This is a genomic window from Kitasatospora sp. CB01950 (assembly GCF_001905465.1).
GTDB lineage: Bacteria > Actinomycetota > Actinomycetes > Streptomycetales > Streptomycetaceae > Kitasatospora.
In genome coordinates this window covers 433,141-454,426 of sequence record NZ_LISX01000002.1, presented here as the reverse complement: position 1 = coordinate 454,426, position 21,286 = coordinate 433,141, and the positions used below count along the sequence as shown (strand labels likewise).

Annotated in this window: 24 protein-coding genes; 12 read left to right on the top strand and 12 right to left on the bottom strand. The window is 73.6% G+C overall.

The window, feature by feature from the left end; translation table 11 throughout:
• Window positions 1-4 precede the first annotated feature (4 nt).
• The 3 genes from AMK19_RS06815 to AMK19_RS06805 all read right to left on the bottom strand — a co-directional run bounded on the left by AMK19_RS06815 (window position 5) and on the right by AMK19_RS06805 (window position 2,387).
• Window positions 5-625, bottom strand: a complete 621-nt coding sequence (locus AMK19_RS06815) for a dihydrofolate reductase family protein (protein ID WP_073808924.1) — start codon at window positions 623-625, stop codon at window positions 5-7.
• 65 nt (window positions 626-690) lie between these two features.
• Window positions 691-1,473: a helix-turn-helix domain-containing protein gene (locus tag AMK19_RS06810; protein WP_083646589.1), complete on the bottom strand. Its 783-nt coding sequence runs from the start codon at window positions 1,471-1,473 to the stop codon at window positions 691-693.
• 110 nt (window positions 1,474-1,583) lie between these two features.
• Entirely contained in the window at window positions 1,584-2,387 is an 804-nt protein-coding gene (locus tag AMK19_RS06805) for an alpha/beta fold hydrolase (protein WP_073809606.1), read from the bottom strand.
• A 180-nt stretch (window positions 2,388-2,567) separates the two neighbouring features.
• On the opposite strand from AMK19_RS06805, the gene AMK19_RS06800 reads away from it, so the two are divergent.
• A complete protein-coding gene (locus tag AMK19_RS06800; RefSeq protein ID WP_073808921.1) occupies window positions 2,568-2,987 on the top strand; it encodes an arsenate reductase/protein-tyrosine-phosphatase family protein in 420 nt (139 codons plus the stop codon).
• 72 nt (window positions 2,988-3,059) lie between these two features.
• Here the strand turns inward: AMK19_RS06800 and AMK19_RS06795 are convergent, their stop codons facing one another.
• Window positions 3,060-4,082, bottom strand: coding sequence for a saccharopine dehydrogenase family protein (locus tag AMK19_RS06795; protein ID WP_073808919.1), 1,023 nt, complete (start codon window positions 4,080-4,082; stop codon window positions 3,060-3,062).
• A gap of 111 nt (window positions 4,083-4,193) precedes the next feature.
• On the opposite strand from AMK19_RS06795, the gene AMK19_RS06790 reads away from it, so the two are divergent.
• A complete protein-coding gene (locus AMK19_RS06790) occupies window positions 4,194-5,141 on the top strand; it encodes a helix-turn-helix domain-containing protein (RefSeq protein ID WP_073808918.1) in 948 nt (315 codons plus the stop codon).
• A 4-nt stretch (window positions 5,142-5,145) separates the two neighbouring features.
• On the opposite strand, the gene AMK19_RS06785 is transcribed toward AMK19_RS06790, so the two are convergent.
• A complete protein-coding gene (locus AMK19_RS06785) occupies window positions 5,146-6,315 on the bottom strand; it encodes a UDP-N-acetylglucosamine--N-acetylmuramyl-(pentapeptide) pyrophosphoryl-undecaprenol N-acetylglucosamine transferase (protein WP_073808916.1) in 1,170 nt (389 codons plus the stop codon).
• A 92-nt stretch (window positions 6,316-6,407) separates the two neighbouring features.
• On the opposite strand from AMK19_RS06785, the gene AMK19_RS06780 reads away from it, so the two are divergent.
• Complete coding sequence (locus AMK19_RS06780) at window positions 6,408-7,343, top strand: alpha/beta hydrolase (RefSeq protein WP_073808915.1); 936 nt, start codon at window positions 6,408-6,410, stop codon at window positions 7,341-7,343.
• Window positions 7,344-7,354: 11 nt separating this feature from the next.
• Here the strand turns inward: AMK19_RS06780 and AMK19_RS06775 are convergent, their stop codons facing one another.
• Window positions 7,355-7,906, bottom strand: a complete 552-nt coding sequence (locus tag AMK19_RS06775) for a pyridoxamine 5'-phosphate oxidase family protein (RefSeq protein WP_073808913.1) — start codon at window positions 7,904-7,906, stop codon at window positions 7,355-7,357.
• A 193-nt stretch (window positions 7,907-8,099) separates the two neighbouring features.
• Between AMK19_RS06775 and AMK19_RS06770 the strand changes: the two genes are divergently transcribed.
• The 5 genes from AMK19_RS06770 (at window position 8,100) to AMK19_RS06750 (ending at window position 13,742) form a co-directional block, all read left to right on the top strand.
• On the top strand, window positions 8,100-9,017 hold the full coding sequence (locus tag AMK19_RS06770) for a metal-dependent hydrolase (protein ID WP_073808912.1): 918 nt from the start codon (window positions 8,100-8,102) through the stop codon (window positions 9,015-9,017).
• 209 nt (window positions 9,018-9,226) lie between these two features.
• Window positions 9,227-10,312, top strand: a complete 1,086-nt coding sequence (locus tag AMK19_RS06765; RefSeq protein ID WP_073808910.1) for a PDR/VanB family oxidoreductase — start codon at window positions 9,227-9,229, stop codon at window positions 10,310-10,312.
• A gap of 3 nt (window positions 10,313-10,315) precedes the next feature.
• The gene (locus tag AMK19_RS06760; protein ID WP_073808909.1) at window positions 10,316-11,164 is read left to right on the top strand and encodes a M24 family metallopeptidase; all 849 of its coding nucleotides are present in this window, start codon (window positions 10,316-10,318) and stop codon (window positions 11,162-11,164) included.
• The gene (locus AMK19_RS06755; protein WP_073808907.1) at window positions 11,161-12,894 is read left to right on the top strand and encodes an SDR family oxidoreductase; all 1,734 of its coding nucleotides are present in this window, start codon (window positions 11,161-11,163) and stop codon (window positions 12,892-12,894) included. Before AMK19_RS06760 ends, AMK19_RS06755 begins: the two co-directional genes overlap by 4 nt.
• Before the next feature lie 209 nt (window positions 12,895-13,103).
• Complete coding sequence (locus tag AMK19_RS06750) at window positions 13,104-13,742, top strand: LysE family translocator (protein ID WP_241844279.1); 639 nt, start codon at window positions 13,104-13,106, stop codon at window positions 13,740-13,742.
• Between the two features lie 84 nt (window positions 13,743-13,826).
• Here AMK19_RS06750 and AMK19_RS06745 read toward each other — a convergent pair whose 3' ends face one another.
• Window positions 13,827-14,642: an alpha/beta fold hydrolase gene (locus AMK19_RS06745; RefSeq protein WP_073808904.1), complete on the bottom strand. Its 816-nt coding sequence runs from the start codon at window positions 14,640-14,642 to the stop codon at window positions 13,827-13,829.
• A gap of 177 nt (window positions 14,643-14,819) precedes the next feature.
• Complete coding sequence (locus AMK19_RS06740) at window positions 14,820-15,830, bottom strand: helix-turn-helix transcriptional regulator (RefSeq protein WP_073809604.1); 1,011 nt, start codon at window positions 15,828-15,830, stop codon at window positions 14,820-14,822.
• Window positions 15,831-16,009: 179 nt separating this feature from the next.
• Between AMK19_RS06740 and AMK19_RS06735 the strand changes: the two genes are divergently transcribed.
• Together AMK19_RS06735 and AMK19_RS06730 are read left to right on the top strand one after the other, a co-directional pair.
• The gene (locus AMK19_RS06735; RefSeq protein WP_198953231.1) at window positions 16,010-16,870 is read left to right on the top strand and encodes a phosphotransferase family protein; all 861 of its coding nucleotides are present in this window, start codon (window positions 16,010-16,012) and stop codon (window positions 16,868-16,870) included.
• Window positions 16,871-16,968: 98 nt separating this feature from the next.
• The gene (locus AMK19_RS06730; RefSeq protein WP_073808903.1) at window positions 16,969-17,634 is read left to right on the top strand and encodes an alpha/beta fold hydrolase; all 666 of its coding nucleotides are present in this window, start codon (window positions 16,969-16,971) and stop codon (window positions 17,632-17,634) included.
• A gap of 114 nt (window positions 17,635-17,748) precedes the next feature.
• Here AMK19_RS06730 and AMK19_RS06725 read toward each other — a convergent pair whose 3' ends face one another.
• Both AMK19_RS06725 and AMK19_RS06720 read right to left on the bottom strand, forming a co-directional pair.
• Window positions 17,749-17,955 carry a DUF397 domain-containing protein gene (locus AMK19_RS06725; protein ID WP_073808901.1) on the bottom strand — a complete coding sequence of 69 codons (207 nt, stop codon included), beginning with the start codon at window positions 17,953-17,955 and terminating at the stop codon, window positions 17,749-17,751.
• Complete coding sequence (locus AMK19_RS06720; RefSeq protein ID WP_143200077.1) at window positions 17,933-18,376, bottom strand: DUF5753 domain-containing protein; 444 nt, start codon at window positions 18,374-18,376, stop codon at window positions 17,933-17,935. The genes AMK19_RS06725 and AMK19_RS06720 overlap by 23 nt, the downstream gene beginning before the upstream one ends.
• On the opposite strand from AMK19_RS06720, the gene AMK19_RS06715 reads away from it, so the two are divergent.
• On the top strand, window positions 18,375-19,121 hold the full coding sequence (locus tag AMK19_RS06715; protein WP_073808898.1) for a phosphotransferase family protein: 747 nt from the start codon (window positions 18,375-18,377) through the stop codon (window positions 19,119-19,121). The two genes, AMK19_RS06720 and AMK19_RS06715, sit on opposite strands and share 2 nt — an antisense overlap.
• Before the next feature lie 50 nt (window positions 19,122-19,171).
• Here the strand turns inward: AMK19_RS06715 and AMK19_RS35030 are convergent, their stop codons facing one another.
• Window positions 19,172-19,471, bottom strand: a complete 300-nt coding sequence (locus tag AMK19_RS35030; RefSeq protein WP_241844301.1) for a MarR family winged helix-turn-helix transcriptional regulator — start codon at window positions 19,469-19,471, stop codon at window positions 19,172-19,174.
• A gap of 93 nt (window positions 19,472-19,564) precedes the next feature.
• Complete coding sequence (locus tag AMK19_RS35025; RefSeq protein ID WP_158071875.1) at window positions 19,565-20,263, bottom strand: FadR/GntR family transcriptional regulator; 699 nt, start codon at window positions 20,261-20,263, stop codon at window positions 19,565-19,567.
• Between the two features lie 88 nt (window positions 20,264-20,351).
• Between AMK19_RS35025 and AMK19_RS06700 the strand changes: the two genes are divergently transcribed.
• Complete coding sequence (locus AMK19_RS06700; RefSeq protein ID WP_073808895.1) at window positions 20,352-21,185, top strand: sterol desaturase family protein; 834 nt, start codon at window positions 20,352-20,354, stop codon at window positions 21,183-21,185.
• Window positions 21,186-21,286: the final 101 nt, after the last annotated feature.

Sequence of the window (21,286 nt, the reverse complement as noted above, 5' to 3'; positions counted from 1 at the left end):
GGCCTCACAGCGAGTTGAGCACCCGGTAGCGCAGATGCGTGACGGTCGGGGAGGCGATCGCCTCGACCGGCTCCAGGGTGGCGCGGACGTCGTCGAGCAGCCGCACGCCCGCCCCGAGGCCGAGGGCCACCGGGACGAGGTGCAGGACGAGTTCGTCGAGCAGCCCCGCCTGAAGGTACTGGCGGACGGTGGACGCGCCGCCGGCGATCTCCACGTCCTGCTCGCCGGCGGCGGCCCGGGCCCGGTCGAGGGCGGCCTCGATGCCGTCCGTGACGAACTCGAAGGTGGTGCCGCCCTCCATCGGCAGCGGCTCGCGCGGGTGGTGGGTGAGCACGAACACCGGCGCGTGGTACGGCGGTTCGGGCCCCCACCAGCCCGTCCAGGACTCGTCCCAGGCGCCCCGGCCCGGGCCGAACATGTTCCGCCCCATGATGTGCGCGCCGGTGTTGGCGTGCAGCACGCCCAACAGGTGCGCGTCCTGCTCGCGCCCCGGTTGGTCGGTCTCCCACATCCAGGAGGTCAGGGGCTCCCGCACCCCCGGGCCGAACGGGTGCTCCAGGCTCTGGTCCGGCCCGGCGGTGTACCCGTCCAGCGAGACGGCCAGGTTGGCGGTGACGACTCCCACGAGGGCTCCCGGTGGTTCGACGGCTGTGTGTCCCCCCGGCGAATGCTAGGCAGCCGGGCGGCCATTCAGCGGGAGCCACGAGTGGGGGCGGGCACGGACCCCGGCCAGGCGGTGGCGTCCACGGCGAGCCAGGGCGCGGCGGCCACCGCCGCCGGCGTCAGGCCGGTGAAGGTCCGCACCTCGCGGTGCAGGTGGGACTGGTCCGCGAAGCCGCTCTCGGCCGCGACGCCGGCCGCCTCGCGGCCCACCGCGAGCAGGTGGACGGCGTGGTCGAAGCGCACCAGCCGGGCCGCCCGCTTGGGCGTGACGCCCAGCTGGGCGCGGAACCTGGCCCACAGCAGCTGGCGGCTCCAGCCGACCTCGTCCGCCAGCGCCTCCACCCTGGCCCGCCCCCGGCTGCCGAGGGTCCGCCGCCAGACGTGGGCCACCTCCGGGTCGACGCGCGGGCGTTCGGCGCGGCGCCGTTCGAGCCAGTCCGCCGCCACGGCGAACCGCTCCTCCCAGCAGCTTGCCGCGCGCAGCCGGTCCTCCAGCCGTCCCGCGTCCCGGCCCCAGACGGCCTCCAGGGCCGCGACCGGTCCGCCGGGCTCCGGGCCGAGCAGCGCGGCCGCCGCGACCGGGTCCAGGCGGATCTGCAGACAGTCCACCCCCCGTCCCGCCGCCCGGAGTTCGCCCGGGAGCAGCCCGACGACGACACTGCCGCGGGTGCGCCGGCCGTGCGCGTCGTAGACGATGCCCCGGTCGTCCCCCGCCCGCCCGCCGCTCAGATCGACGAGCACCGTCACCGCCGGATGCGCGACCATCGTGATCCCCGCGGCCTCCGCGTCCCGCTGCCGGAACCCGGCCATGGTGACGCCCGGCAGCAGCCCGGGCGACGGGGGCGGGAGCGCGATGTCCACCGCGGACCAGTCGGGTGGAGAGAGAGGTGACGGCACGTCAAAATCCTAAGCCGGAACGGCTATCGGTCGGCGGCGGCGAAACCCAGCAGCAACTCGGCGGTCGGCCCGGGCGCTTCGAGCATGGGCGCGTGCCCGACACCGGGCAGCATCACCACCCGCGCCACCGCGTCGTAGCGGTGCGCCGAGGACGGATCCCACCGCGGGTCGGCGGTGCCGAAGACCACCAGGGCGGGCAGTCCGAGCGCGGCCAGCCGCTCCGGCGCCCCGCGCTCGCGGAGGTACGCCTCGTTGGCGCGCAGCACCGCGCGGAACGTGCGGTAGGTGATCAACCGCGCCCCGGCCACCACCTCGTCCGGAATCACCACCGGGCGGGCGGCGATCGCCGTCAGCCCCTTGCGGACCACCGCGTCGGTGCGCAGCGCCCACAGCAGCGGCCCCAGCGGCGGGGCCAACAACAGGCGCAGCAGCAACGGCTCCGGCAGCAGCGCGTCCATGCCCGGGCCGGTGCCGACCAGCGCGAGCGAGCGCACCAGGTCCGGCCGCCGCTCGGCGAGCGCCGTGGCGACGTACCCGCCGCTGGAGTGCCCGACCGCGACCACCGGCCCCACCCCCAGCCCGTCGAGCACCGCCGCCACCCGCCCGGCCTGCACCGGTACGTCGTACGGCGGCCGCTGCGGGGACCGGCCGCACCCCGGAAGGTCGACTGTGATCACCCGGTGGTGCGCGGCCAGCACCTCCGCCACCGGGCCCCAGAACGCGCCGGACGCCCCCGACCCGTGGACGAGCAGAACCGGCGGCGCCTGCGCAGGCCCGTCGCAGACCACGTGCATGCCGTACGCGCGTTCGCGCGGGAAGTCATTCATGGCAGCGATGATGCGCGCGGGCCGACGGCCGGTCTTGGACAAATGTCGCCGGCGGCGCACCGCCTTCGGTGTTCCACGGTGGCCCGGACGCGGGATCGACGTCCCCGCCTCCCGCCCGGGCCGGACGCGACGGCGGAGGATCACTCCGACCGCACCATCGCCCCGACCACTGGAGCCCCGATGACCAGGCGCATCCTCACCGTCTGCCTCGGTAACTACTGCCGCAGCCCGTTCGCCGCGCGCGTCCTCGCCGATCTCGGCGGTGCGGCCGTGGAGGTGCGCTCCGCCGGGCTGACCGGCGCCTGGCGGGAGGCGCACCCCGAGATGGTCGCCGTGGCGGGCGTCCTCGGCTACGACCTGACCGGCCACCGGGCCACCCGCGTCACGGCGGAGCTGATCGAGTGGGCCGATCTGGTTCTCGCCATGGACCACGCCGTGCTGGACCGGCTCTACGCCCTGGCCGGCCCCGACAGCACCACCGAGATGCGGCTCTACCTCGACCACGACCGCGACGTCCCCGACCCGATGGGCCGCTCCGCCGTCGAGTTCGTCTACTGCGCACTGCTGATCGAGGCGGGCGCGGCCAGACACCTGCCCTGACGGGACGTCAAGTGCAAGGCCCGGCAACGTTGTCGAAGGATCGGCCCGTCCTGTTCCCCGACCCGAGCCCGGTCAGTCGTGCTGTGGCGAGAGGTGTGCGGACAGGGCGCGCAGGAAGTCCGGGGCGTCGAAGATCGCGCCGGCGGAGGCGACGCCGGTGGTCCTGGTGCGGCCGGTGAGGATGCGGTCGACGGCCTCCACGGCGAGCGGGGCGCTGACGGCGTAGATGTCCTGACCGGCGACGGACGCGCGGCGTTCGGCGGTGCCGGAGCGGACCAGGACGTCGACGACGAAGGTCTGTGCGGAGCGGCCGCGTTCGTCCACGGCGGTCGGCGCGGAGGCGTCGGGCGCGGACAGGTCCGCGGCCGCGTTCGCCGTCATGTAGGTGCGCACCTCCGGGACGGCCAAGTGGCTGGGGACGGTGACCACGTCGGCCATGGTGAACCCGCCGATCACGCGCCGCGGGCCCAGCGGGGCGGGGAAGCGCCAGTCGAGGGTCGGCAGGGCGTCGTCGTGGTACTCCAGCCGCCCGCCGGTGAAGCGGACCCGGCGCCCGGCCCGGCGCTGCGCCGAGACCGCGCCCGCGGCGAGCGTGCCGGCCGTGGGGTGCCAACTGCTCAGGCCGTAGGCGATGTGTGCCTCGTCCGCCGACGTCCAGTCGCCCATCGCGGCTGTCACCAGCAGGTCGCCGAGGCCGCCGTAGAAGGCCATCGCCGGGACCACCGCGGTGCCTGCCGCGCGGGCGCGCTCCGCGAACCGGGCGAAGGTGTCGAGGTTCGCCTCGATCTCGGCCGCCACGTCGACGTACGGGAGGCCGGCCCGCAGTGCCGCCTCGATCAGCGGGGCGGCGGTGGCGGCGAACGGCCCCGCGCAGTTGATCACGGCGGCGGCGCCGCGCAGGGCGCGGTCCAGCGAGGCCGGATCGTCCACCGAGGCCTGTCGCGCCTCGGAGCCCGGTTCGGCCGGCGCGGCCAGCTTGTCCCGGTCGCGGCCGACGAGCAGCGGGACGTACCCGCGCTCGCGCAACTCCGCGACCACGAACCGCCCGGTGTGCCCGTAAGCGCCGTACACCGCCACATTCCTGCCCGACTCCATGCCGCCTGCTCCCGCTCGTCCGAAATGGTCCGACTCCGACGAGGAAGACCCTCTCCCGTCCGGCACGCGGTGCCCAGTGTCCGGAACGACACGACCCGTACAATTTCCGACATGGTCTCCGCCGCGCACTCCGTCGCGATCGCCGCCACCGACGGCATGCTGCACTTCGAACTCGCCCTGGCCCAGGAGGTGTTCGGCTCGCGCCCGGACGCCGTGCCGGGCCCCTGGTACGACGTCAAGGTGTGCGGTACGCAGGCCGTCCGGGTCGGCCGGTTCCTGCTGGAGCCCGACTGCGGCCTCGACCGGCTGACGGACGCCGACACCGTGATCGTCCCCGCCCTCGCGGACATCGACCGGGACCCGCCGGCCGAACTCGTCGACGCCGTGCGCGCCGCCCACGGGTCCGGCGCCCGGGTGGTCTCGCTGTGCACCGGCGCGTTCGCCCTCGCCGCCGCCGGCCTGCTCGACGGGCTGCGCGCGACCACGCACTGGGCGCACACCGAGGAACTGGCCAGGCGGTACCCCCGCGTCGAGGTGGACCCGGACGTGCTCTACGTCGACAACGGCCGGGTCCTCACGTCCGCCGGCAAGAGCGCGGCGATGGACCTGTGCCTGCACCTGGTCCGCCGTGACCACGGCTCGGCGATCGCCAACGTGGCCGCCCGCCGCCTCGTCGTCCCGCCCCACCGGGCAGGCGGGCAGGCGCAGTTCGTCACCACACCGGTGCCCGCCCGGGACGACCACCCGCTGGCCGAGCTGCTCCCGTGGGTGATGCGCCGGCTGGACGAGCCGCTCACCGTCGAGGACCTGGCCCGCCGGGCGAACCTGAGCTCCCGCCACCTGGCCCGCCACTTCCGGACGGTGACCGGCACCACCCCGCTGCAATGGCTGCTGACGCAGCGGATCCGGCGCGCGCAGGAAATGCTGGAGACCACGGACGACAGCGTCGACGCCATCGCCGCAGCCTCCGGCCTGGGCACCTCCACCACCCTGCGCCGCCACTTCCACCGCACCGTCGGCGTGCCGCCGGACACCTACCGCCGCACCTTCCGGGCGTGAGGGGTCAGTCGCGGCGGGCGACCGACAGCAGGACGTCCACCAGGCGCTCCGCCGCGTCCGGGCGACCGTGCTCGCGGGCGCGGGCCGCCATCGCGGTGCGGCGGTCCGGGTCGTCCAGCAGGGGGCCGAGCGCCGCGCGGAGGTCGTCCGGCGTGACCGTTCCGAGCAGGGCGACGGCCGCCCCCGCCTGCTCCAAGTGGGCGGCGTTGTGGGCCTGTTCGTTGCCCGCCGCCGAGGCCAGCGGGACGAACACGGCCGCCTTGCCGAGCGCCGTCAGCTCCGCGAGGGTGCCCGCGCCGCTGCGGCTGACCACCACGTCCGCCAGCGCCAGCACGTCCGCCAGCTCGGCGCCCATGAAGCCGGTCAGGTAGTAGTGGCCCATCAGGTGGGCCGGCAGCCGCGCCGCCCGGGCGTTCAGGTCGGCCTCGTTCGCCGGCCCGCACTGGTGGACGACGTTCGCCCGCTCCAGCAGCCACGGCAGGACGCCGGACACCAGGTCGTTGATCTGCGCCGAGCCCTGCGCGCCGCCCGTGACGTACACCGTCGGCAGCGAACGGTCGAAGCCGTACAGCCCGAGCGCCGCCACCGCCTTGTCCGGGTGCCCGGTCAGCACGGCCGGGCGGACCGGATTGCCCGTCACCACGGCCGTGCTGCGGGCGGAACCCGGCAGCAGGGGCAGCGTCGACTCGGAGGAGACCGCGACCCGGGTCGCGGCCCGCGCCAGTACCCGGTTCGCCAGCCCCAGCCGCACCGTCTGCTCGTGCACCACCAGCGGGGCCCGGCACGAGCGGGCGGCCAGGCCCACGGGCACCGCCACGTACCCGCCCGTCGCCAGCACCACGTCCGGCCCGAACCGCCGGATCAGCGACCGCGCCTGCACCGCGCCCCACGGCACCCGCAGCATGTCCCGCACATTCGCCGGTGACAGCAGCTTCAGCGGATTGCTCGACCGCCGGACCTTGCCCGTCGCCACCGGCTCGAACCTGATCCCCTCGGCAGGGGCGATCCGCGCCTCCAGACCCTTCGCCGTCCCCACCCACAGCACGTCCACCGCCCGGCCCTCGGCCGCCAGCCGCTCCTGCAGCGCCCGTACCGCCGTCAACGCCGGATACGTGTGCCCGCCCGTACCTCCGCCGGTCACCACCAGACGCAACGCCCGCTGTTCGTCGCCCACTTCGCGCCACTCCTCCTGCTCGATCCGCTGCTGCGCCTCCAGGGTGCACGCTTAGCCGGTACGCCGTCACATCCGATGGGGGACACGAGGACATGCACGAGGCTTACCTGGATCCCGAATTGGCGGCGGCGCTGGCGGCCCGGGGCGGCACACCGGCGCCGTTGACGCCGGAGCGGGTGCCGCAGTGGCAGCAGGCGGACGCGGCGGCGCGACCACGGCCCGGCGTACCGGAGTTGACGGCCGACGGCCGGTTCGAGGCCGGGGTCGGGGACGGTGTGGTGTGGGCGCGCCCGTCCGGGGCGCGCGGGCGGCTGCCGGTCCTGTACTACCTGCACGGAGGCGGGCTGATCGGCGGCAACGCGTACGCCGTACTGCCGCGCGTGCTGCGCGAGTTGGCGGAGCCCCTCGGCCTGGCCGTCGTCTCGGTCGAGTACCCGCTCGCACCCGGCGCCCGGTACCCGGAACCCCTGCACGCCTGCCGGGACGCCCTGCACCGGACGCTGGCCGACGCCGACCTGCTCGGAATCGACCCCGAACGGGTGATCCTGGCCGGCAAGAGCGCCGGCGGCGGCCTCGCCGCGGCCCTCGCGCTGCTCCTGCGCGACAAGGGCGGCCCGGCGGTCATCGGCCAACTCCTGCTCAGCCCGATGCTCGACGACCGCGGCGACACCGCCTCCGGTCGCCAACTCACCGGCCACGACACCTGGGACGCCGTCTCCAACGCCACCGCCTGGTCCGCCGCCCTCGGCCCCCGCCGTGGCGCTCCCGACCTCCCGCCGTACGCCGCCCCCGCCCGCGCCGCCTCGCTGGCGGGCCTGCCGCCCGCCTACCTGGAGGTCGGGTCGGCGGAGACCTTCCGGGACGAGGTGGTGGCCTATGCGAACACCCTCTGGCAGTCCGGCGGCCACGCCGAACTCCACGTCTGGCCCGGCGCGTTCCACGGCTTCGACACCCTCGTCCCGGACGCGGCCGTCAGCCGCACGGCGGCGGCGGCCCGACGGGAGTGGCTGCGGCGACTGCTGGCGTGAGCCGGTCCGGGTCAGCCCGGGACGGCGGTGGGGGTCCAGCCGGTGGAGGTCCAGCCGGTGGGGGTGCGGGTGCAGTGGAGGTGGTGGTGGTCGCGGGTGGGGGAGGCCTGCCAGAACTCGGCGGTGGTGGCGTGGAGGGCGTAGCAGTGGAGGGCGGGGGAGGGGGTGGTGCAGGCGGGGGCGGGGCGGACGGGGCCGCGGAGGCGGACCTGGCGGCCGGGGCGCGGCCAGTAGACGGTGAGGGCGGCGTCCGGGCGGGCGGTGAACTGGCGGGCCTTCGGGGAGTCGGGCTCGGTCCAGAAGTGCCAGGCGCCGGCGGACGCGTCGACGTCGCGCAGGACGAGCACCCGGGCGTCCGGGCGGCCCTCGGCGTCGACGGTGGAGAGCGTCATCACCTGCGCGTCGGGGACGTCCGAGGCGAGGGCGTCCAGCAGCCAGGTGGTGAAGAGGGCGGCCGGGTCGGCGGGTGCGTCCGGGTTCGGGGCCGGGTAGTCGGCGGCCGCGAGGACCGGACGGGCGATCAGGGCCCGGACCAGCGGGCCGGGTTCGGTGCGGTCGGTCACGGTCTCTCCCGGGGTGGCTCCGGGCCACCCTATCGAGCGGCTTATTAGACTCAATGTTGATAAGACTCGTCGAACCCCTTGTCGAGCCCGATACCCGCGAGTAGTTTGCCCCTGTGCCCACGGGTCCACCGGGACCCCCGAAGGCCGGCCCGCCGCCCCTCAACCCCCAGTCGCAGGTACAGGAGGCACCCCCATGCCGCGCACCACCCCCTCCCGCAGCCTTCGGCCCGGGCGGCCCGCGTCCGTGCACGACAACCTCGTCCTCGAACCCCGCGACGTCCACTTCGACTGGTCACAACTGCCCCTGCACTGGATCCCCGACGAGCCGATGGCCACCCACACCATCAACGTCCTGCACCTGCTGCTCCCCGAGGGCGAACGGTGGTTCGTCAAGGTGTTCAAGGAGGCCCTGCCGCTGATCCGGGACGAGCAACTGCGCGAAGAGGTGCTCGGCTTCATCGGCCAGGAGGCGATCCACGCCGAGGCCCACCAGGAAGTCCTCGACCACCTGCTCGCCCAGGGCCTCGACCCGCGCCCGTACGTCCGGCAGATCAGCTGGCTGTTCCGCCGCGTCCTCGGCGACCGGCCCGCGCTGACCGCCCGCAAGCGCCGCGAGAACATCATCGAACGGGTCGCCTTCATCGCCGCGATCGAACACTTCACCGCGTTCCTCGGCAACTGGGCCCTCAACTCGCCCGGCCTCGACCGCGCCAAGGCCGACCCCACCATGGTCGACCTGCTCCGCTGGCACGGCGCGGAGGAAGTCGAACACCGAAGCGTCGCCTACGACTTGATGCGCCACCTCGACCCCGGCTACCTGCGCCGGATTCGCGGCATGGTCATCTCCGGCCCGCTCCTGATCCACCTGTGGGTCCGCGGCGCCCGCTACATGCTCGCCGCCGACCCCTCGCTCAACGGCAGCCTGGTGCCGACCTGGGGCGAGTACCACAAGGCCGCGAAGCGTGGACTGCTCCCCGAACCCGCCCGGTTCGTCCGCTCGGCGCTGCGGTACTTCGGCCCCGGGTACCACCCCACCAACGAGGGGAGCTCCTCGCAGGCGCTCGCGTACTTGGCGAAGTCGCCTGCGGCGAGGGCTGCCGCCGCGCACTGAAGGGGTGTCGCAAAGCCCGTCCGCAAGGTCGCGAGCACGTGCAGGTCACTGTCCTGCGCCGCGATCTTGCGGACGGGGCGCCTTCCGCTTCGCGCAGTTCTCCCCCAGCCCTGGCGGGCCGGGAGGTGCCCCCACGCGCCCCTGGTTGTGCTCTCCCGTGTCTGTGCTCTCTCCTTCTCCTCCAACCCCAAGAACTCCCGGAGTCCCTCATGGATCTCGAGACCCCGCCGCCGGACCTGTACGGCCGTCCTCGGGCGGATCGGATGTTCGCGCGGTTGACCGCGTTCGGTGACTGGTACCCCGAGGTGCTGGGGCGGCCGGGGTTGCGGCGGAGCCCCCGGCGGGCCGAGTCGCGGCCGGTGCCGCCGCTGCACCTGGTGGTGACGTCGCACCAGGTGATCGCCGAGGACGTGGTCGAGCTGCGGCTGGCCGACCCCTCGGGCGGGGTGCTGCCGGAGTGGCAGCCGGGAGCGCGGGTGGTGCTGACGCTGCCGTCGGGGCTGGAGCGCCACTACTCGCTGTGCGGGGACCCGGCCGACCGGCACGTCTACCGGGTCGCGGTGCGGCGGATCGCCGACGGCGGCGGCGGTTCGGTGGAGATCCACGACGAACTGCACGTGGGCATGCGGCTGCAGGTGCGCCGCCCCCGCAACGGCTTCGCGTTCTGCGGGGAGCCGCAGGTGCTGTTCCTGGCCGGCGGCATCGGCGTCACGCCGCTGCTCCCGATGGCCCGAGCAGCCCAACACGCCCGGATCGACTGGAAGTTGATCCATGTCGGGCGCACCGCTGCCGCGCTGCCGTTCACCGAGGAGCTGAAGGCGCTCGACCCGAACCGGGTCGAGATCCGCACCGACGACGTGCACGGCGTCCCGGACGCCGCCGAGCTGCTCTCGCACGCCGCGTGCAACGCCGCCGTGTACGTGTGCGGCCCCGCGCCGATGCTCGGCGCCGTGCAGCGGGCGCTGGACGCCTCACCGGCGGCGTCGCTGCACTTCGAACGGTTCGGCGCCGCGCCGATCGTGGACGGTCGGCCGTTCGCGATCCGGCTGGGCGAGGACGGCGGGACGGTGACCGTCCCGGCGGACCGCTCCGCGCTGGACGTCGCCCGGGACGCGAGGCCGGACCTGGCGTACTCCTGCAAGCAGGGCTTCTGCGGCACGTGCGTGCTGAAGGTGGCGTCCGGCACGCCCGAGCACCGCGACCGCAGGCTGACCGAGGAGCAGCGGGCCGCGGGCCTGATGCTGCCGTGCGTGTCCCGAGCCGCCGAGGGCGAGACCCTCGTCCTGGAGGTGTAGACCGTGGCCCAGCAGCAACTGCCCCGATTCCCGTTCGACGACAAGGACTTGGCGAAGTTCCGGGAGGTGCAGCAGCTGGCGTACCACTGCGCGGAGCAGGTCGCGGCGTGGATCGAGCCGGGTGTGACGGAGCGCCGGGCGACGGCGAAGCTGCGGCGCAGCCTGGTGCAGGCCGGCGTGCAGGACTTCTTCCACGTGCCGTTCGCCTGGTTCGGCGACCGCACCGCGTTCCGGCACTTCCACACCCCGCTGCAGTTCTTCGCGGGCTCCCGGGTGCTGAAGGAGGGCATGCCGTACGTGCTGGACTGCGCGCCGGTGGTGGACGGCTACACCGCCGACATCGGCTACGGCGGCAAGGTCGGGGAGAACCCGGTGTGGGACCTGCTCGCCCAGGACCTGCGCGTCTACCGGGAGTTGATCCTGCGCGAGGTGAAGGCCCGCAGGACGCTCGCCGAGGTGTACGCCGCGGTGGACGCGCAGATCGCCGAGCACGGCTACGACAACCGCCACCAGGTGTACCCGGGCCGGGTGATCGGCCACCAGGTGACCAGGACGACCGCCCGCGGACCGGCCGGCGTCAACCTGTTCGGCTTCGGCGTGCGCACCCTCCAGACGCTGGGCCGCGAGCTGGTCAAGGAACGCCTGGAGGGCCGCTCCCCGCTGTGGGCCGGCGGCAAGGCGTCCCGGCACGCCCCGACGCCCGGACTGTGGGCCGTGGAACCGCACATCGGCTTCCGCACGGTGGGCATCAAGTTCGAGGAACTCCTCGTGGTCACCGAGGAGGATGTGTACTGGCTCGACGACGACCTGCCGCACGTGCGGCGCTGGGCACTCCAGGAGGGCACCGTATGACCGGCCGCAGCACCGAGATCCGCCGCCGCACCGTCGACTCCGGCGGGCTGAGGCTCGCCGTGTACGAGCAGGGCGACCCGACGCACCCCACCGTGCTGCTGGTGCACGGCTACCCCGACGACCACAGCGTCTGGGACGACGTCGCGCACGACCTGGCCGCCGACCACCACGTCGTGCGGTACGACACCCGCGGCTCCGGCGCGTCCGGCGTGCCCGCCCGGCGCGAGGACTATCGGCTGGAACTGCTCGGCCAGGACCTGTTCGCCGTCGCCGACGCCGTCAGTCCCGACCGTCCCGTGCACGTCGTCGCCCACGACTGGGGCAGCGTGCAGTCCTGGGAGGCGATCACCACCCCCGGCTCGTACCGGCGGTTCGCCAGCTACACCAGCATGTCCGGGCCGTGCCTGGACCACATGGGCCACTGGATGCGGCACCGGCTGCGCCGCCCCACGCCCCGGCACGTCTCCCAACTGCTGCGCCAGGGGCTGCACTCCTGGTACATCGGCCTGTTCCACCTGCCCGTCCTCGCGCCCGCCGCGTGGAAGCTCGGCCTGGCCAGGCTGTGGCCCAAGGTGCTGAGCGACCTGGAGGCCGTCCGCCCCCGGCCCGGCCACCCGCAGCCCACCCTGGCCAAGGACGCCGTGCGCGGCATCGAGCTGTACCGGGCCAACATGCGCCCCTCGATCGCCAAGCCGCGCGAACGCCACACCGAGGTGCCCGTCCAGCTGATCACCCTGCAACGCGACCGCTACGTCTCGGAGTTCCTCTCCGAGGGCCTGGAGCGGTGGGTGCCCCGGCTGACCCGCCGCACCCTGAACGCGACGCACTGGTCGGCGCTGCTGGAGAAAGGCCCGGTGATCGCCGGCCTGGTCCGCGAGTTCGCCGCCCGCGACCACGGCTCGCCGCGCCAGGAACCCTCCGAGGGCGGCGAGTTGGTGGTCGTCACCGGCGGCGGCAGCGGCATCGGCCGGGCCACCGCACTGGCCTTCGCCGACCAGGGCGCCCGCGTCGTGGTCTGCGACCGCGACCTGCCCGCCGCACAGCGCACCGCCGAACTGTGCGCGCTGTCCGGCGCCAAGTCCGGCGCGTACCAGGTGGACGTCAGCGACGGCGCGGCCGTGCACGCGTTCGCCAAGCAGGTCGCCGCCGACTTCGGCGTCCCCGACGTGGTGGTCAACAACGCGGGCGTCGGCCACTCCGGGACGTTCCTGGAGACCACCGAGGAGGAGTGGCGGCGCGTCCTGGACGTCAACCTGTGGGGCGTCATCCACGGCTGCCGCGCCTTCGGACAGCTGATGGTCGACCACGGCCAGGGCGGACAGATCGTCAACCTGGCCTCCGCCGCCGCCTACCTGCCGTCCAAGGTGCTTGCCGCGTACGCCACTTCGAAGTCCGCGGTGTTCATGCTGTCGGACTGCCTGCGGGCCGAACTCGCCCCGCACCGGATCGGCGTCTCCACCATCTGCCCCGGCATCGTCAACACCAACATCACCCGCACCACCACCTTCTCCGGCCTCGGCGAGGACGAGCAGGCCGCCCGGCAGGCCAAGGTGTCCAAGATGTACGCCCGCCGGGGCTTCCCGCCGGAGAAGGTCGCCGCCGAGATCGTCCGCGCCGTCCGCACCGGCAAGGCCGTCGTCCCCGTCACCGTCGAGGCCAAGGCCGCGAAACTGCTCGGCCGGATCAGCCCCGGACTGCTCCGTGCCGCAGCCCGGATCAACGCCGGGTGACGGCACAGTAGTTGAGGCGTGCGGCGCGGCCGTGACGAAAACCGGCTGCGCCGCAGGTCCGACGGGCGCGAGACTGCGGGCGCATGGACACCCCCGAAGTCCGCGCCCTGGCCCACGTCGCCGCCCGCAGCGGACAGCACGACCCGCAGGAGCTGAAGAAGGTATGGCACTGCCTGGCCCGCTTCGGCCGTCCCGTAGACTGACAGCCCATGGATCTCACCGCCATGGCCGCCCCCCTCGCCTCGTTCGCACTGGTCGTGGGCCTGCTCACACTCACCCCCGGCCTCGACACCGCCCTCATCCTGCGCACCGCCGCCCTCGGCGGACGCCGACAGGCCTGGGGCGTCGTCCTCGGCATCCAGACCGGCACCCTGCTCTGGGGCGCCGCGTCCGCCGCCGGCCTCAGCGTGCTGCTCACCGCCTCCCGCGCCGCCTACGAGACGCTCCGCTGGGCCGGCGTCTGCTACCTGCTGTGGATGGGCGTCCAGATGCTCCGCAACCGCCACCAGGAGACCGACCTCGCCGCCGAGGAGACCGTCAACTCCGGCGGCTGGTGGGCAGGTTGGCGGCGCGGGACGCTCACCAACCTGCTCAACCCGAAAGTCGGCGTGTTCTACGTCGCCGTGCTGCCGCCGTTCATCCCCGCCGACGAACCGCACCTGGCCGCCGGCGTGCTGCTCACCTCGGTGCACGTGGTCGAGGGCACCCTCTGGTCCGCCGTCCTGATCGCCTTCGCCCACACCCTGCGCAACTGGCTGCGCCGCCCCGCCGCACGGCGGGTGCTGGACCGGATCACCGGGACCGCCGTGATCGGCTTCGGGGCCAAACTGGCCCTCACCGACTACTGACTTCGGCGCGTCAGGGTGAATCTGTGCGAAGTGCCTGATGAGCCCGAAGCGGTGGCTGTACCGGTGGTGTGTCGGTCGGTGCCCTTACGCGGGTCGGAACTCGGTGACCAGCTGATGGAAGGCGTCCGGGCGCGTCAGGTTGACGAAATGGTCGGCGCCGGGAACGTCGATCCGCCGGGTGCCCGACACACCGTGCGAGATCCGCAGCGCGCAGCGTCGGGTGAAGTCCGTCTCGTGCTCGCCGACCACGACCGTAGTCGGCGCCTGGACGAGGCCCAGATGTTCGATCCCCGGCCGGGCCTCGGGCAGCGGCTCGGCGGGCCACCCGGCGAAGAAGCCGGGCGAGTCGGCGTACATCTCCTGGATGCGGGCGCGCTGTTCCGGCGTGGTCCTGGGGGACCAGACATTCAGGTCGTGGCTGGCCGCGGCGGCGAAGTCGCCCCGGTCGACGGCGTGTTGGCGAGGGGTGAGGGCGTGCAGGAGGGCGGCCAGGGCGGCCCGGTCCTCCGGATCGGGGTCCGGAAGGTACATGGCGGTGCCGACCAGGATCAGGCCGGACACCCGGTCGGGGTGTGCCACGGCGAAGTCGAGGGCCTTGCGGCCCCCGTCGGACGATCCGACCAGCACCGGGCGCGCGACGTCCAGCGCGTCCAGGACGGCGAGCAGGTCGCGCGTGAAGGACCACGGACGCACCGGTTTCGCGGAGCGCGTGCCGGTGCCGCGATCGTCGTACCTGGTCACCCGGTGCCCGGCGGCGAGGGCGCCGAGGTTGGAGTCCCACATCCGAAGGTCCATGGCCCCGGCGTTCAGCAGGACCAGGTCGGACCCGACACCCGCCTGCGAGGCGAAGATCTTTCCGCCGTCGGAGGTCTCGACGAATCTGTCGACCGATCGAACCATTGACCTGTCTTCCTCTCCTCGGGTGCGGACCGCGGCTTGGGGTGAGGGGTGTTCGCCGGGGTCTTCCCACATGCGGACACTGTTCGAACTATCAGAAGTGTGACATGTGAGGTTGCACTGACGAAACGCCGGCTGCCAAGGCGGACCAGTACCGGTCTCGCCCTCGACAGTCCAACGTCACCCTGACAGGCCGAAGTCAGTAACGGGGGCCGGGGCCTCGGGCCCAGGCTCCGGCTCAGGCCTCGGTGGTCTGACGGCGGCGGTGAGGCGGGCGGCCGTTTCGGCGACCGCTGCGCGCAGCTCCGCCCCGCCCAGCACCCGGAAGTCGAACGGGACGGCCGCCAGCCACTCCTGCGCGTACATCGCCGGATTGCGGGTGCTGCCGTGCAGCACGCAACGCCCGTCCGACGCCTGCAGCCGGCCCATCGGGGCGCTGATCCACGGGGCGACCTCCTCCAGCGGGGCGTCGAACAGCACGTGCGTCGGATAGGTCCAGCCCGTGCCGAGATGGGCCTCCAGCAGGGCCACCGGGTCCAGGTCCGGCGGCATTCGGAACCCGGTCGTGGTCTCCTCGGCCGCCTGCACCCGGTCGATCCGGTAGGTGCGCACCGCGTCCGCCCGGTGCGAGTGGCACAGCAGGTACCAGCGGGCCCGGCGCGCCACCACCGCCCACGGATCGACCTCCGCCCGCCACTCGTTGCCGGCCTGGGTCCGGTACGCGATCACCACGCGCCGCCGCGCCGCCACCGCCTCCACCAGCGTGTTCACCACCCCCGGATCCGCGTACACCGCCCACGGGTCCGGCGCGGCCGCCGCGTGCTCGCGCAGCGTCGCCGCCTGCCGCCCGACCTCCTCCGGCAGTACCCGGACCACCTTGTCCAGTGCCGCCCCCACCGGATCACCCGGATCACCGGCCGCCGGACGCCCGTCCAGCACCGCCATCACCAGACCCAGCGCCTCCGCCTGCGTGAACGCCACCGGCGCGAGCCGCGTCCCCCGCCGCAACCGGTACCCGCCGTGCGGGCCGCGCTCCGACTCCACCGGAACGCCCGCCTCCCGCAGGATCGCCACATACCGGCGCGCCGCACGGTCCGTCACCCCGAGCCGCTCCGCCAACTCCTGGGACGTCGTCCCCGGCCGGGCCCGCAGGATCTCCAGCGCACGCAGCGCCCGGGCAGTGGGGCTCATCTCGGTCGACACCCCCGGCAGCCTAGTCCGCGGGCGCGGCGTCGGACGGGCGTCCGCCGCCGTGGGCGGCCAACGTGGTCGACCGGACGGCTCCCGGTGGTTCGGTGCTCGGCGGCGGTCTTCGGCCGGGGTCAGGGAATTGCGTGGCCCGGGCCCGGCCGGCCGTGCAGGATGGCCCGGTGATCGACTCCGAACCGCCCGCAGCGGCGCTCGCCTGGGCCGGCGAGGCCGCGGGCGCCGCAGCCCCGGCCCGTACCGTGCGACGACTGACCGGCGGTGCGCATGCCGCCACCCACCTGCTGCGCACCCGACAGCCCGAGCGGGACCTGGTCCTGCGCCGGTTCCCGCCGGGCGACCGCGCGGCGGCGTCCGAGGCGCGGGTGCTGGCAGCCCTCGACGGCCTGGACGGCCGGGCCCCGCGACTCGTCGACGTCGACGCCGACGGGCACCGCTTCGGCCGGCCGGCCGTCCTGATCACCCGCCTGCCCGGCCGCGCCGACATCACCCCCGCCCGCCCCGACCACGCGGCGGCCGAGCTCGGACGCGCACTGGCCCGCCTGCACGCCGTCCCGCTCGCCGGCCTCCGCGACGGAATGACGGCCGGCTCCGCCGCCACCGGCCCCGCCGCGCCGGTCCTCGCCGCCCACCTCCGCCAACTCGCCTCCCAGCCCGAGGTATTGACGCACTTCGACTACTGGTCCGGCAACGTCCTCTGGCAGGACGGGCACCTCACCGGAATCGTCGACTGGTCCGGCGCCGCGCGGGCGCCGCGCGGCTTCGACGTCAGCTGGTGCCGACTCGACCTGGCGCTGCTCCACGGGACGGCCGTCGCCGACGCGTTCCTGGCGGCGTACCAGGGCGCGGCCGGGGAGGAGGTGCCGGACATGCTGCTGTGGGACCTGTTCGCGATCGCCAACTCCCATGCATCCGTCGAGAGTTGGCAGGCCAACTATCAGGACCTCGGGCGCGCCGACCTGACCGGTGCCACGCTGCGCCGACGCCACACCGAGCGGACGGCGGACCTCCTCGCGCGCCGATGATCCTTTTCCGAGGCCCGCCGACAATCAGGAAGCAGATCGTCCTGAACCGCTCCTAGCCTTGGAGACGTACCCGCTTCTCCACCTCTCAGGAGCTCACTGTGGACATCCTGCTCATCGGCGGCCTCTGGCTGGACGGCACCGCCTGGAACGCCGTGACCCCCGCCCTCCGCGAACTCGGCCACCGCCCGGTCCCGTTGACACTTCCGGCCACGCCCTCCACCACCCTGGACGAGCAACTCGTCGCCGTCGTCGCCGCGGTGGACGCCGCCTCCGGCCCCGTCATGCTGGTCGCCCACTCCGCCGCCTGCACCCTCGGCTGGCTCGCCGCCGACGCCCGCCCCGACCGGATCGCCCCACTCGTCCTGGTCGGCGGCTACCCGCAACAGGACGGCCACCCCTACGCCGACTTCTTCGAGATCCGCGACGGCGTCATGCCGTTCCCCGGCTGGGCGCCGTTCGAAGGCCGCGACAGCGCCGACCTCGACGAGACCCTGCGCCGCCGGATCGCCGCCGACGCCGTCCCCGTCCCCGAGCCCGTCGCCCGCGGCCTCGTCCACCTGACGGACCCCCGCCGCCACGACGTCCCGGTCGCCATGATCTGCCCCGAGTTCGACCCCGACCAGGTCCGCGCCTGGGTCGCCGGAGGCCAGGCCCCCGAACTCGCCGCCGCCAAGCACGTCGAGTACCACGACTTCGACTCCGGCCACTGGCCCATGTTCACCAAGCCCACCGAACTCGCCGCACTCCTCGCCACCCTCGCCTGACCCGCACCTACAACCACCGCTCGGCGGCCTCCACGCTGTCGCTCACGCTCGTGTTGAACGCGATCGCCGCGCCCGGCGCATGCTGCCGCACGAGATTCACCACCTGCGCCGGATTCAGAGCCCGCCGAACGAGCCGGCCGCAGCAGCGGCGGCGAACGACGCCCAGGTGTCGTTCGAGAAGCGGAGCCGGGGGCCGGCGGGGTCCTTCGAGTCGCGGACGGCGGTCGTTGCGGCGTCCGGGGCCGCAACCTCCACGCACTCGCCACCGTTGCCGCCGCTGTAGCTCGACTTGCGCCACTCAAGCGCTTCGGTGTTGTTCACTCGCGTGCTCCTCTGCCGACTTGTCGATGAGAGCCGGCGACGCCTCCGGCGAGAGGGCGTCCGCCCGAGCAAGATCGTAGGTCGGGCGGACCTTTCTCACGACCTCCGTGCTCTCGACCAGCACACCCGTGTGCGGTCCCTCGACATATGCCACGTCCGGACTGGCATCGGCAAACGTCATCAGGGTCAGCGCACCCTCAAGAGCGGCATGTGCGCCAGAGCTGACCTCCAGCACCTGCACAACCGCTACCCCGGAGCGGATCAGCTCTGCCAGGTACCGGAGCTGACCGGCCATCACCGAATGTCCGCCGACCGGGCGGCGGATCGCCGCTTCGTCCAACAGCCACCACAACACCGGCCGTGTGGACGCAGCTGTGTACGCCGGACAGGAGCAACCGGCGTCGGGATACTGGGCGTTCATGGATGAGATACAGGTCGTCGTGGCCCACTCCGAGCGTGCGACGCTGCGCGTCGGCGACGTGTTCCTGAAGGTGGACGCCGATCAGGCGCGGATCGACACCGAGGTCCGGGCGATGGCTCTGGTGCCGGTTCCGACGCCTGAAGTCCTGTGGCGCAAGCCGCCCGTGCTCGCGATCGCCGCGATACCGGGGACGACGCTGGGCCGCCTCGGCGGGCCGGCGACCGGGTCGCCGGCCGCGTGGGCCGCGGCGGGCGCCGCCATCCGGGCACTGCACGACGCTCCGCTCCCGGCCTGGCAGGGGCGGGCGGGCCGGAGCGTCGGCGCACTGGCGGCGGAACTCGACGGTGAGTGCGAGCTGCTCGTGGCGAACGGCATCCTGCCCACCGACCTCGTCACCCGCAACCGCCGGGTCGCCGAGGCCGCGTTCCGCCCCTGGACGCCCGCGTTCACCCACGGCGACCTCCAGATCGCGCACGTCTTCCTGGAGGGCACCGAGGTCACCGGCATCATCGACTGGTCCGAGGCCGGCCAGGGCGACCCCCTGTACGACCTCGCCACCTTCACCCTCGGGCACGAGGACCGCCTCGACGACCTCCTCGCCGGCTACGGCACCGCCGTCGACCTCGACGTGATCCGAGGATGGTGGTCCCTGCGCAGCCTGCTCGTGGTCCGCTGGCTCGCCGAACACGGCTTCGACCCCTTCGCCCCGGGCTGCGAGGTCGACGTCCTGCGCGCCCGGATGTGACGCTGCGCCCGCCGCGGCCGAAGGAACGCGGACGAGCTCTCGTCCGACGCTCAGTCCTGGACGAGGCGGGTCAGCAGGGCGAGCAGGGTTCGGCGTTCGGCCGGGGTGAGGTGGGCGAGGAGCTGTTCGTTGGCCCGGTCGGCGAGGTGGGCGCAGGTGTGGAGGAGGCGGCGGCCGGGCGGGGTGGCGGTGACGGCGTTCTTGCGGCGGTCGCGGGGGTCGGGCTCGCGGAGGACGAGGCCCTCGCGTTCGAGGTGGTTGACGAGCAGGACGACGTCCTTCGGGTCGAACCCCAGGCGGCGGACCAGGTCCGCCCGGGCGAGCGGGCCCTCGTCGGCGACGGCGGCCAGGACCGCGTAGTGCTGGAGCTTCAGGCCGTGGGCGGCGATCGCCTCGGAGACCAGGCTGCTTGAGCTTGCGGCCGACCCGGTTCGCGGCCTGCGTTACATCGAACGCACGGCCGCAATCGACGAGTTGAGCAGCCGGCTCGCCGCCTCGCGCGCCGCAGCGCCCTCGGCGCGGGCGATCGCGTGGGCCAGTTCCTCCAACTCGCCCGCCCGGCGGGACTCGTCCCGCAGGGCGGTCATGAAGTGCTTGGCGGCCGGGGAGTCGCCGATCGCTTCGAGGCCTGCCAGCAGGGTGTTGAGGGCGAGGCGGTACGGGAGGCTGTTGGTGCCGGTGACGACGGCGGTCCAGTAGGCGGCGCTGGTGGCGGCGAGTTCGGCGTCGGGCATGGCGTCGTTCGGCAGCAGGTCGAGCAGGTGGGTGCCGACGGACGGGGAGCGTTCGGCGCAGAGGCGGGCGGCGTCGGCGCCGATGCAGGCGCGGAGTTCGAGGACGCCGACGGTGGCCTCGTCGTTCAACGCGCCCCGGGCGGTGACCAGTTCGGGGAGCAGGTCGAGCCCGGCATGATCGGCGACGGGCAGCACGCGGGTGGCGCCGCCCTGGTTGACCTCGACGAGCTTGCCCTGCTGCAGGCGCTTGATGGCCTCGCGGACGGCGTGGCGGTTGGCGCCGAAGGTCTCGGCGAGTTCGCGTTCGGACGGGAGGGCGCCGGTGAGCGTGCCGTCGAGGATCGCGTCCATCAGCTGACGGTGGATCTGGCCGGAGAGCGGCATGGGGCCCACGGGTCGGAGGTTCACGCGGCACAGCATATCCAGGTGCGTCGGGGAGCGGAGTTACTGAATTGCTCATTGTCTGGTTGGACCAGTAACCCTATGCTCCCGGCTCATGGACCTCGCATCGCTCGTGCTCTGGCTCTCCGCCCCGGTTTTCCTCCTCGGCATGCTCGTGGAGCTGTTCGTGCTGCGCCGACGGCGGCTGCCCTCCTACGACCGGCGCGACTCGCTGCTGAACATCGCCACCGCCGTCGGCAACCAACTGGTCGCCGCACCATGGGCGTTGGTCGAGGCCGTGGTGCTGCTGCGGCTGCACTCGGCGGTTCCGTGGGAGCTCACCGGGTGGCCGGCCTGGGTCGCGGGGATGGTCGCCGTCGACTTCGCGTACTACTGGTTCCACCGTGCCCACCACGAGATACGGGTGCTCTGGGCGGTGCACGTGGTGCACCACAGCAGCGAGCAGTACAACCTCTCGGTCGCCCTGCGGCAGCCGTTCCTCCTGGCCGTCACCGCACTGCCGTTCCTGCTCCCGGTCGTGCTGGTCGGCGTCCGCCCGGAGGTGCTGACGGCCTGCTTCGCGATCAACCTGGTCTACCAGTTCTTCATCCACACCGAGCTGGTCGACAAGCTGTGGGCACCCGCCGAGTTCGTCCTCAACACGCCGAGCCACCACCGCGCCCACCACGGCTCGCAGGGCCAGTACCTCGACAAGAACTACGGCGGCATCCTGATCGTCTGGGACCGGCTCTTCGGCACCTTCGAGCCCGAGGGCGAACGCGTCCGCTACGGCCTCACCAAGAACATCGGCACGTACAACATCCTGCGCGTCCAGACCCACGAACTCGCCGCGATCGCCCGCGACGTGCTCGCCGCCCGCACCTGGTCCGACCGGCTCGGACACGTACTGCGCGGCCCGGGCTGGGCGCCGAAGACGGTCGCGGACTGACGGACGCTCAGCGCGGCGCGACCGGCCGGGTCGGAGTGCGTCGAACCCGCTCATCTCCCAGCGAGATGACAGTTGTCGTGGATCATCGCGACCGGACGGGA